An 11,831-nucleotide genomic window follows, 5' to 3' on the forward strand; every position below is an offset into this window, starting at 1 on the left:
TACGCTATCGCTATGATTAATTTCGATCTCATCCCTTGTCCGATGTTGCTCACTGATACACAGGGCAATATTCGACTTGCTAATCGCGACTTGCTCACTATCGTCGGTAAGTCTAGCGAGGATGTCGAATCACAATCGATGGAAAATTTCTTTCCGCTGGCAAGTCGCATTTTTTTACAAACGCATGTGTGGCCAATCTTACTGCGCGAAGGGAAAGTCAGTGAGATTCGTCTGGCTATCAATCATCATCTCGGCGACAAAATTCCGGTACTCATGAACTGCCAACGCACCACAATCGATGGCATCGAGGCTTATGCGTGGCTCTTTTTTGTCACGACGGAACGAGGACGTTACGAACAAGAGTTGTTAGAAACAAGAAAAAGAACTGAAAGCTTATTGGACGAGACTGTCAAAAACACGCGATTTATTCGCACGCTCACCGACAGCTTCCCGAACATGATCGCATATTGGGATAAAAATTTAATTTGTCAATTTGCGAATTTAGCTTATTTGCAGGGTTTTGCTCGTCCAGCTAGCGAAGTAATCGGTATCACGCTACAAGAACTTCTCGGGGAGAACCTCTATACACAAAGCGCTCCCCACATCAGCGCGGTACTAGCAGGCAAAGCACAGGAATTTGAGCGCGAAATTCCAAAAGACGATGGAAGTGTGACCAACATTTTAGTCAATTACTTCCCAGAACGCGCCAGTAACGGTGAGGTACAAGGTTTTTTTGTACTCATAACGAACATTACAGAATTGAGAAAAGCAGACGGCAAGGTACGCCTGCTAGCAAGCGTCTTCAATGCGACTTCTGAAGGCATCATGGTGACCGATGCCAATTCCAACATCCTATCGGTCAACCCTGCATTTTGTACACTTACTAGTTATCGGGATGAGGAAGTATTAGGCAAACCCGCCAGCACCCTCAATTCTGAACGTCATGACGCAATTTTTTTCCAGAACATGTATCAGCAGTTACGCTCAAGTGGAGAATGGGTTGGGCAAGTCTGGACCAAGCGCAAAGATGGACAACATTTTTTGGCGAAACTCACACTATCCAGTATCAAAAATCATGCGGGGGTGGTGAGTCACTACGTCGGCGTTTTTCACGATATGACAGTTGAGTGGGAACGGCAAGAAGAGATAGCCCATTTAGCATTACATGACAGCTTGACCAAGCTACCTAACCGATTGCTATTAATGGAGCGATTAAAACAATTGCTCGGCATGGCGCAACGTCAGGAGCGAATGATCGCTATTTTATTCCTCGACCTAGATGGATTTAAAGAAGTGAATGATCGCTGGGGACATGATATGGGTGACCATGTATTGAAGACCGTCGCGTCACGCCTCTTACAACAAATCCGCAGTGCCGATACCGTCGCTCGATTGGGTGGTGACGAGTTCGTCATTTTATTAGATCAACCAGACTGCATCGACGATATCGCTATGGTTGCCGCACGCCTGATTCACGAAATCAATCTACCAATCGAATGGCTAGGCAATCCAACCACAGTCGGTGCATCAATTGGTATTACGGTCGTCCATCATGCAGATGCCGAGGTAGAACAACTACTCAAACAAGCAGACGCCGCGATGTACCATGCAAAAAAATCGGGCAAGAATCAATTTTCTTTTTACAATAATTCGAATTTATAGGAAGCTGATTGATTCAAGAATTCAAAGATTCTGCCAACAACGTTCAGTTATCGTCGCTATTACGTGGTATCGCTTGTAGCCCTGAGGACTCATATCCTCTTCGAAACAAAAAACCTCGCTTACTTGTCAAATCTGAGTTGCACTAAGTATCTCCCACTAGAAACACCAACATGCATCATCCAACGAATAAAAAGTGTCTCTAAACTAGTTATTGCTCGCCATGAACTTTCAAGCAGAAAAATCAAAAATTGGCTGCATGACGTGTTCATTCGTGAAATAATAAAGTGGGAATTGACCGCTTCAGCGAGCGCTGGATATTGTGCCTAGCCGAAATGAAGTTTGCGCTTTCGAGACACCGGACATCTGTACCGCTCTTGGCATGATGACCGACTTAATGTGAACAATTTACTTGCTTCACCCGTTTGAATTAGTTTCCCCACTCTCGTTTGACTCTCAGCACTCACGTTACATAACAAAGCAGCGTCTAAATTAAAGGTACAAATTCTATGATTTCGCTTAACAATTTAGGAATCGGCAAACGCATGGCAATTGGCTTTGGCGTTATGCTGCTCTTGTCAATTTTGATTTCTGTCATCGGCGTTTGGCGCCTACAAACCGTGGCCACTGCCACCCGAGAAATGATGCAGGTGCCTCTCGCCAAAGAACGGCTTATCGCCGATTGGTATAGCAAAATTGATAGCGCGATTCGACGCACTACCGCCATCGCCAAAAGTACAGATACCTCACTTAGTACCTACTTCAAAGAGGAGTCGGCACAATCATCCCAAATTTCGGCTGAACTTCAAAAGAAAATCGCACTATTACTTAGCAGTGACGCCGAAAAAGCACTATTTGAAAAACTCGGTGAACAACGCAAACTCTATCTTGCATCACGTGATGAAATTGCCAAATTCAAAGCGGCTGGTCAGACTGACGATGCCGACAGAGTATTTAAAGATACCTTTGTTCAAGTTGCTGCAACCTACCAAAAAATGGTGAACGATTTACTCAGCATGCAACGTAGTAGTATCGATGCCACAGCAAAAAAAGTGGATGACATTGCAAACACCAGTCGTAACTTAATCTTAATTTTGGCTTGCTTGGTCGTGCTGTTTGGCTTGGTGAGTGGATGGCTACTGATAGGAAGTATTGTTGGTCCGATTAATACCGCATTGGACGCTGCACGCCGTGTTGCCAGTGGCGATTTGACCGGCGACATTGTTGTGAACTCGACGGATGAGGCGGGTCAACTATTAGAGGCTTTAAAAGTCATGAACAATAATTTATTGAACATCGTGACGGAAGTACGCAGCGCTACGGATAACATCGTCACTGCGTCATCAGAAATCGCTGCGGGCAATCAAGATTTATCATCGCGAACCGAAGATCAAGCCAGCTCTCTAGAAGAGACCGCAGCTTCCATGGAAGAACTAACATCGACCGTCAGACAAAATTCTGACAATGCCCGACAAGCCAATCAATTGTCTCTGTCAGCCTCAGAGGTGGCGGTCAAAGGCGGCAATATGGTCGACCAAGTGATTCACACCATGGAATCCATCAATGATTCTTCGAAAAAAATTGTGGACATTATTTCCGTCATCGATGGTATTGCATTTCAAACGAATATTTTGGCTTTAAACGCCGCGGTGGAAGCGGCACGAGCGGGCGAACAGGGACGCGGTTTCGCTGTTGTGGCGTCTGAAGTGCGTAGTCTGGCACAGCGCTCGGCGGCGGCAGCAAAAGAGATTAAATCTCTGATCAATGACTCAGTGGAGAAAGTAACAGAGGGCAATTCGCTCGTTGCGAATACCGGTACAACAATGGTTGAAATTGTGAGCGGTGTGAAACGCGTCACCGATATCATCGCCGAGATCAGTAAAGCCAGCAAAGAGCAAAGCACAGGCATCGATGAAGTCTACAAAGCTGTTGAGCAAATGGATCAAGTCACGCAGCAAAACTCGGCGCTGGTTGAGCAAGCAGCAGCTGCAGCCGAAGCGTTACAAGATCAAGCCGTGACACTGGCAAAGGTGGTGAGTGCGTTTAAAGTGAATCAAGCAGATATAGGTTTTAATGCAAACGCTAAGGTCAAACCTGCACGCGCTTCTGCGGTCAGGAATCATGCAGTTGAACCAACTCTACGACGATTGAGTTAAGAAGCCATATTGGTTTTTTTCCCTATGCTCACGATGCCAAAATAATAGCTGTCGACGCAAGCCTGATCTAAAAAAAAACACCATGTTCAGCATGGTGTTTTTTTTCGGGAAATCTCACCACGATTAATGGTGATGACCATGTTCTCCGTGGACATGACCATGTGCGACTTCTTCTGGTGTCGCAGCACGGATATCTAACACGTGCACGCTGACTTTTAAAGAACTACCTGCGAGTGGGTGATTGCCATCTAACATGACTTGATCACCTTTGACTTTGAGAACGGTATACACAGTCTCTTCACCCGCATCGTTATAGCCTTGCATCGACGCACCAACTTTGACGCCTGGCGGAAAATCTTTTTTGGAAATCGTTCTGAGCAGGCTTTCATCACGTTCACCGAATGCATCTTCTGGTGTCAGGCTCATATTCGCCTTAAAGCCAATTTCCTGCCCTTGCAGAGCTTCTTCGATTTTTGGTAACAGATTGTCGTAACCATGCAAGTACGCGACTGGGGTTTTGCCGTTTTCGAGGACTTTGCCTTTGCCGTCAACGACGGTGAGGCGGATAGTAACGGCGCTGTCTTTATCTATGATCATGATGCTGGTCTCAGTTTTTAAATAGGAAAACGCGGTATCTTAACCTAAGACGTAAAGACGAGGTGACTTCCTGCCTGTTTGCGTGTGATTAGGGTGTGATTTACGTGTAATGCTGTGTATTCTTTATCGTATTTTCAACTTGCTATGCAGCGGTCCAAAGAGCGACTGATTGGCATACTACTTGCTAACTTTTCTAAACATTCGGAAAAGCCTGGACTTACCCAGTCTGCAGGTGTATCCGCGAATGTAGCCCATAGCGCAAGGAGAAAACCATGCAAGATCACGCCCCAAAAGCTTCCAACAAAGACCACCCAATCAAAGATCGAATTGAGCAAATCGCCGCCGAGCGTGATGCCAGGCCGAATATCTTAATGATTATGGTAGATCAATTATGCTACCCAAGTAGTGCTGCCAGTAGTGCTGCCGACCGTGCTGCCGATCAGGGTGGTTTCGCACCCGATATCAAATCTATTTTGTCGTTTGTTGATAGTTTGGAAGGCAATGAATTTGTTCAGCACTATCCGGGATTTTGTAAGCTACGCGAGTACGCGACCGTGTTCACCGATCACACCATTGCGGAATCCGCTTGTATTCCTAGCCGCGCCAGCATCATGACGGGGCAATACGGACCACGTACTGGTGTGACGCAGACCGATGGTTTGTTTAAAAATGGTGATGCTTCCAACTTTCCGTGGCTACCCGCCAATGGTGCGCCGACAGCGGGAGACTACTTCCGTGAGCTCGGTTATTCCACGCATTATTTTGGTAAATGGCATGTCAGTGATCCGGCCGATCACACTTTGCAGGCATATGGCTTTGGTGATTGGGAAATGTCCTGGCCTGAGCCACATGGGTCGTTGACGAATAACATGGGTGTGTATCGCGATTATCAGTTTGCGGATCTGGCTTGTTCTTTCTTGCGTCGTCGTGGACTGGGCGTGCCGTATTCTCGTGCTAGCAGCACTGCTGGTGACCATCATCCGAATCAAAGTTTTGTGCCCACGCCTGCGCCATTTTTTGCAGTGTGCTCCTTTACCAATCCCCATGATATTGCGACCTATCCAACTTTGCCTCGAGCATTGATGCCAGCGGTTCCCGATGCGAATGTGAGCTTACGAGAATTGATTGGGCCTGGGGGCTCGGTGCCAATCCCAACGCAGGGAACAGTCAGCGCGGTACCGCAAGATGGCACATTCCGTGTTCCTTTAAATCCAACGGGATTGCCGCAACATTGCGCGACCGCGACTTCAACGCAAAACGAAAACCTACTGAATAACAAACCACGCGCGCAATTTGATGCTTCTTACAAAGTGGCTTTGGGATTAGCTGCCAAGACGGGTTTAGCAGCGGCGCAAGGCAAAGGTGGATCGCCGGAGGATGTGCTGGAAAATGCGGTAAAAGCGACGCTGGCATCGACCATTCCATTTCAATTGCAAAAGCATGCAGACGCCGCGTCCGTGGGCTTTTTGCAGTATTACGCGTATATGATTTCGATGGTGGACCGACATATTTTGAATGTACTGACAACACTGGAACAAGCCGGCCTGCGTGAGAACACCATCGTGGTATTCGTCTCTGACCACGGTGAATTTGGCGCCGCGCACGGTATGCAGATTGAGAAATGGCATGGTGCTTATCAAGAGGTGGTGCATGTCCCATTTTTGATTTGTTCACCGACGTATAACACCGCGGCCGATGCGCCAATTGCCATTGATGCACAGACCAGCCACATTGACCTGTTGCCGACCTTATTGGCACTGAGCGGCGCGCAGCAAGAACAAATCGAACGTGCTCGCCGCAATCTTGCCAAGACGCATAAAGCCGCCCCTTTACCCGGCGCCAATCTTTTACCAGTGATGGCGGCTGGCCAAGGTCCTGTTTGCAATCCCGATGGTAGTGAACGACTAGGCGTCTTGTTTGCGACGGATGACATGATTACTGAGCCACTGCCTATGGATGACGATCCGCATAATCAAGCATCGTGGCAGCAATATGCGGTGTACGCAACGACAGTGGAATTATTACGCACTGAGCCAACAGCAAATTCCACCCATCCTTATGTACCCGAACTGACTGCCGGTCCAGTTGTGCAACCCGCACACGTAAGGGCCTTACGCTCGGCGGAGTGGAAACTGGTGCGCTATTGTGATCCTTGGAGCGAACGGCCAGTCGCGGATCAATGGGAACTGTACAATTTACGTCTTGATCCGGTGGAAGCAATTAACTTGCTGGTGTATGACGGCGTATTTCCCACGCCGATTGATCATTTGCCGGGTGAGCTGAATGCTAAGTTGGTGATCAATATCGCCGAGAATTTGCGGGCAGAATTAGCCAGACAAGAAGCGCATTTGCTATCGCCCTATCCTAGTCAATATCCGAGTGCGAGCTTGATTTAGATAACACTTCTTTCCCTTGAAAGCCAAGGTATCGACGCGAGTTCTATTCGAGCGTAAATGACGCCCCCACAACCCTCTTCTGGTCACACCGGACTTGATCCGGTGTCCAGAGTTTACCTTTAAGTCTATCACTCCTAATCGCTTACATAGACAGCCGTCGAATTAAGTTAGGATGGTTAGCGCAAATCAAATTGTAGCAGTCCAGGTAGCCCGTTCGATATGACATGGCGCTAGCAATAAATGCGCTAATTGGTCGATATCCTGTGTTTGCATTTGCGTTGCGAACTCGGCTAAACGAGCATCGTTGGCCGTACTGAGTGCAGCGATCAAATCACGTGCCACGTCGCGTGCTACCGGTCTTCCTTCTTCATACTGTGGACTACCTTTAAAGTGCGACAACAAATGCTCCCTATAATTTTGATACAAAGCACTGCTGGTAGCTGCTTCTAGCCTAGCCTTTTTGGCGGCAATCTCCGCATCCATTTCAGCATCGGTTTGGCAATAACGCATTTTTTCAGCATCATCCCAATGTGGCGTGTCACCATGCTGTTCCCGCAGAATCGCCATCGAGCGCGAATCTAAATCTATCTGCGATTGGGTATGAATATCTTTGAACACATGCACCAAATGTTTGCCCTCACCCTGAGTCCCCTTGTAACGCATATCGGCAGCGACACGGCGCGGATTAAAACGGAACTGACGGCTGCAAGTAAGTACCAACAGGTCCATTAAGGCTGCGATTTTCTTGGGATTCATAGATTATCCTTGAGGTGAGGATCAAAACAAAAATTTGTTCTTCGTGGATGAAGAACCGGATGTGCCAAGCGTGTGACACATGAAGATTGGATACTCACTATACGTGAATTTCCTCCTCACTCTGCGATTTAAATTTTGCAGTATTTGCGGTGCAAGGGCAGGAGTGTCTTCGACTAGCGTTTTGACTGCCTAATTTCTAATTCTGGAGTCGATTAATCACGAATTTCAACAACATGCGGTATCAACAAGTCCTAAAAGAAACAAGTGTGATTTTTTTAGGAAAATCCTTCACTGATAAAATCCTACGAGTCGTTGCACCAATAGAAAACGGCAGCTAATTTTGATTTAGCTGCCGTTTCTATTGGTTCTCATTTACTGCCAAATTACATGGCCTCAACGATTATTCAATTACATTTTTTTACTAGCTGCCGAAGCTGCGGATGCCGCGGACGCTGCAGGAGCAGCTGGTGCTGCGGCTGGCGCTGCTGACGCCGCAGACGCTGCTGCTGCCCCCACTGCCGCTCCAGATTTCGTCACAGGAGCGTGCTGACGCTTACCACTTGCCATACCAGTCGCAACATCGCGTGGCGCCTTCACTGCACTCGCTGCTGCGCTAGCTGATGCGGCAGGCGCTGCTGCTTTGGCTGAATCTGCTTTACTTGCCGCTGCGGCTTCAACTTTTGCTGCAGGCGCTGGGGTTTGTGCCATAGCTGTGCCCATAGTGATTGTGGCAACCGCAACTGTCATCATGAATTTGTTCATTGAGTTTTTCATTTTGCTTCCAATCTTAAAGTTTGTATGTGCCGTAGAAAATCGCTACGTGTGTCCATAACGAGGTGGTTTGCAAAGCTGTTGACACACACAGAAAATTTTTTTGTTTTGATCGAGCAATGACTTTTCCAGATTGAAGCGTAGAAAGCAAACCTAGGATCACGCCGACCTTTGACGTTTATGCCAATACTGCATAAAGAAAAAGATCGGCAAACTAAACGCGCCCAAGACCAATACCCACATCATGGACTCCGCACCAACACCATAAAACACCCACAAACAATACAAACTAGCCAGTACCGCGCCCAGCGGTAAAATCACCGACGACGGACTAAGACCGTCTAGACGACGCAGATACCATAATTTCAATAAGCCTAAAGCAGCGATCAAATACAAAGGCATATTCGCGGCAGTCACCATCACACTTAAAAAGGTAAATCCCTGAGCTAAGCTTCGACTATAGTTCATCGCAATCATAATGCTTGCCAAAATACCGGTGAGAATTAGAGCAGCTGCTGGCGCACCACGCGCACTTTGTTGTTTTAAGAATTCTGGAAAGACACCATGATTCGCCATCGACACCGTCATCTCACCTGCGATCATGGTCCAACCATTCAATGCACCCAGCCCACTAATTATCACAAACAAGGCCACCCACATACCAGCATCGGCATTCAGATAACGATGAAACAGATCAACAAAAGGCGCATTCGATACCGTCAATTCCGCCTGCGGAATCAGTAATAACGGAATCGCCGATACGCCGATATAAATTAACGCGGTAATGATGGTACCGAACATCGTGGCACGGGGAATCGTGGTTTCAGGGTCGACGACTTTACCCGCAGGAATGGTGGCACTCTCGACCCCTAGCATCGCGAATAAGGCAATCGTTCCTGCCGCCGCACTCGCTTCTAAACTAATCGGCGTACGCGGCAATTGCGCAGTAAACACACCTGGATCTGCCAGCAACAAATATAAGCCCAGCACCAGCACCGCAAGCATGGGCAGTAATTTCAAAATCGTCGTCATCAACTGCACTTGCCCTGAGGTTTGCAAACCACGTAAATTGATCAGCACAAACACCCAGATCAAGGTAATTGCCAAAGCAGGAGCGAGATACCAGGTCGCTGCAATAGCCGGGAACAGGCTACTCAGATAGCCAACGATACCGATCGCCAATGTCGAGTTGGTGATACATACCGACACCCAATAACACCACAAAATAAAGAAGGCGAAAACATTACCAAACGCGATTCTGGTATAGGCATAGGGGCCGTCGGCCTGAGGAAATGCCCGGGCAAAAAATTAGCAAAGACGTGCGCGACAAAAATGCAGCCAAATAAAGTGACGGCCCAACCGATGAACGCATTCATCCCATATGGCGCGAGCGAGGCTGGTAGCATAAAAATTCCCATGCCGATCACATTGCCAATAATGAGTGCCGTACACATCCAAAAACCCATCGGTTTGTTTTGATTTTTTGAAGACACGGGTTTTCCTTGAAAAGTCATTGCCTTTAGCAGACCGAGGCAATATGAATAAAAGCGGCAGTCTGTGCATGCTACTGGCTTCACCACACCGCGACCAGTAAAGTCGCGTTTTGTTGGTAAATGACATCACAAGAATCGAAGCGTCAAGTATCACCAAAGCACGCCATCACGATTGCAAGGCCATTGTCCTGACATCGCCAAGGAAAAAAATCCCAGAAAGAAAGGCTAATATCTAATAGAATTCGCGTCTATTGAACTACTTTTTTATTTGGTAATTGGAAACAAATTGGAACTATTAAATATCGATTGTCTGGGCAAGCCGCTCAGACTGGAAGGCTCACTGGCGGGTTGGCAACAATTATTTTGGGATAACAACTTAGTCTCACAAAAAAATGCCAGTGCTGACAATGAAGGCTTACATGCGCATGAATTTGAAGTACGGGTGACATCTGGCGCCGAGAATCAAGATATGGGTGCAAATGATAGTGCGATTACGCCGTCGCCAATCACCAAGACGCTGATCATTCGCCTCGAGAGTGATCTTCAATGGCAACCGTTTTCCATCACCTATCGTCTGTTAGTGAACGATGAGATGGTCGCCGAAGGCAAGCGAGACACCAAAGATATCGAGAGGCAGGTGCGTACCGTTGAAGTGGTGGCGCCACAAAAATTCAGCTTACTCGGACTGGCCTCACTCGGATTTAAATTACTCAAAAGTGCCAAGATCATCAAAGTCTTGTTGGCTGGTGCGAGTCTAGCGGCCTATTCTTGGTTGTTCTCATTTCAATTTGCTGTCGCATTGATCGCTTGCCTGATGGTGCATGAGTATGGACATATTCGTGCCATGCAATATTTCGGGATGAAAACCAAGGGCATTTACATCATTCCATTTCTGGGCGGTCTGGCGTTATCGGACGATAAAATTAATACGCGTTGGCAGGATGTGACGATCTCGATTATGGGACCGGTGTTTGGTCTACTACTGTCACTGGTCTTAATGCTGGTGTACTGGATGACGGGGAATATTTTCTTTGCCGGACTAGCGAATTTCAATGCCCTAATTAATTTGATTAACTTGCTACCTATCTTGCCCTTGGATGGTGGTCATATTCTCAAGAGCATAGGCTTTTCCATCAATGGTAAATTTGGCTTGGTGGCGATGGCAATTGGATCGGCAATCGGTATTTTCGGTAGCTACACCTTGGGATTAAGTTTTCTGGCTTTCTTTATGCTCATCGGTACCGTTGAAATTGCGATGGAATGGAAGTTGCGTCATCAAAGTCATCTGTTGCCGCTGGATCGTTATGGACAGATTTTCTCAAGCATCTGGTATGTGATCACGGTCGCCGCCTTGGTCGCAATCATGTGGTATTTCGCCCATAGTGGTGATGAAGTTTTATCGACACCGATGAAGATTCTGCGAAGTTAAACATCAACAAGATCTGAACACAACAGGGAGAAAATAATGGCTAGTCTGCGTGCGATTATCATTTGCACCGCATTAATGCTTTGCGGTTTTCTCCCTGTCCATGCAAACGCACAGGAGCACGCAAGACCCACAGTCGCAGGGATCGATTTACAAAACCTGCGCTGGATCGTGGGCGATTGGCAGTCTAGCCAAGGGAAACAAACGATCGATGAACATTGGTCGTTAGCGGGAGATTCTTTACTTGGCATATCCCGTAGCGTAGAAGAAAACCGCAGCAAAGCGGTCGAGTTATTGCTTATCGAAAAACAAGACAATGACTACCTATTGCGCTTACGATTTTTTGGCCCGGCAATAGAAAAAGCAACGCGCGGCAAAGATCAGCCACTGCGCCTCAAAGTTGTGCAAGCGGATGGAGAAAAATTGCTTTGTGAAGGCATCGATGCGGAAACTGGCACGACCGTAATTTATACAAATTTAAGTCCGCTCAGCATGATTGCACAGATCAGAAAAATCCGTGATGGCGCGGTAGTCTGGCAAGAGGATTATGTATTCAAACGCATGCCGCAGTAACTCA

At 47.3% G+C, this 11,831-nt stretch carries 10 protein-coding genes; 5 read left to right on the forward strand and 5 right to left on the reverse strand.

Features of this window, described 5'->3' with window-relative positions; translation table 11 throughout:
• The first annotated feature begins 12 nt into the window (after nucleotides 1-12).
• Complete coding sequence (locus H8K52_RS06475; protein ID WP_186922076.1) at nucleotides 13-1,662, forward strand: sensor domain-containing protein; 1,650 nt, start codon at nucleotides 13-15, stop codon at nucleotides 1,660-1,662.
• A gap of 506 nt (nucleotides 1,663-2,168) precedes the next feature.
• A complete protein-coding gene (locus tag H8K52_RS06480) occupies nucleotides 2,169-3,815 on the forward strand; it encodes a methyl-accepting chemotaxis protein (protein WP_186922077.1) in 1,647 nt (548 codons plus the stop codon).
• A 123-nt stretch (nucleotides 3,816-3,938) separates the two neighbouring features.
• On the opposite strand, the gene H8K52_RS06485 is transcribed toward H8K52_RS06480, so the two are convergent.
• Complete coding sequence (locus H8K52_RS06485) at nucleotides 3,939-4,412, reverse strand: FKBP-type peptidyl-prolyl cis-trans isomerase (RefSeq protein ID WP_186922078.1); 474 nt, start codon at nucleotides 4,410-4,412, stop codon at nucleotides 3,939-3,941.
• 272 nt (nucleotides 4,413-4,684) lie between these two features.
• Here H8K52_RS06485 and H8K52_RS06490 point away from each other — a divergent pair, with 272 nt between their 5' ends.
• Nucleotides 4,685-6,808, forward strand: a complete 2,124-nt coding sequence (locus H8K52_RS06490; protein WP_186922079.1) for a sulfatase-like hydrolase/transferase — start codon at nucleotides 4,685-4,687, stop codon at nucleotides 6,806-6,808.
• A gap of 186 nt (nucleotides 6,809-6,994) precedes the next feature.
• On the opposite strand, the gene H8K52_RS06495 is transcribed toward H8K52_RS06490, so the two are convergent.
• From H8K52_RS06495 to H8K52_RS21230, 4 genes are all read right to left on the reverse strand, one after another.
• Nucleotides 6,995-7,564, reverse strand: coding sequence for a hypothetical protein (locus H8K52_RS06495; RefSeq protein ID WP_186922080.1), 570 nt, complete (start codon nucleotides 7,562-7,564; stop codon nucleotides 6,995-6,997).
• A gap of 408 nt (nucleotides 7,565-7,972) precedes the next feature.
• Nucleotides 7,973-8,338 carry a hypothetical protein gene (locus H8K52_RS06500; protein WP_186922081.1) on the reverse strand — a complete coding sequence of 122 codons (366 nt, stop codon included), beginning with the start codon at nucleotides 8,336-8,338 and terminating at the stop codon, nucleotides 7,973-7,975.
• Between the two features lie 156 nt (nucleotides 8,339-8,494).
• Entirely contained in the window at nucleotides 8,495-9,592 is a 1,098-nt protein-coding gene (locus tag H8K52_RS06505) for an APC family permease (RefSeq protein WP_343044145.1), read from the reverse strand.
• Nucleotides 9,490-9,828, reverse strand: a complete 339-nt coding sequence (locus H8K52_RS21230; protein WP_246464326.1) for a hypothetical protein — start codon at nucleotides 9,826-9,828, stop codon at nucleotides 9,490-9,492. Before H8K52_RS21230 ends, H8K52_RS06505 begins: the two co-directional genes overlap by 103 nt.
• 286 nt (nucleotides 9,829-10,114) lie before the next feature.
• Between H8K52_RS21230 and H8K52_RS06510 the strand changes: the two genes are divergently transcribed.
• Together H8K52_RS06510 and H8K52_RS06515 are read left to right on the forward strand one after the other, a co-directional pair.
• A complete protein-coding gene (locus H8K52_RS06510; RefSeq protein WP_222613709.1) occupies nucleotides 10,115-11,257 on the forward strand; it encodes a site-2 protease family protein in 1,143 nt (380 codons plus the stop codon).
• Nucleotides 11,258-11,293: 36 nt separating this feature from the next.
• Nucleotides 11,294-11,827: a DUF6265 family protein gene (locus H8K52_RS06515; protein ID WP_186922082.1), complete on the forward strand. Its 534-nt coding sequence runs from the start codon at nucleotides 11,294-11,296 to the stop codon at nucleotides 11,825-11,827.
• Nucleotides 11,828-11,831 lie beyond the last annotated feature (4 nt).

The organism is Affinundibacterium seohonense (assembly GCF_014284305.1).
GTDB classification, from domain to species: domain Bacteria; phylum Pseudomonadota; class Gammaproteobacteria; order Burkholderiales; family Burkholderiaceae_D; genus Undibacterium; species Undibacterium seohonense.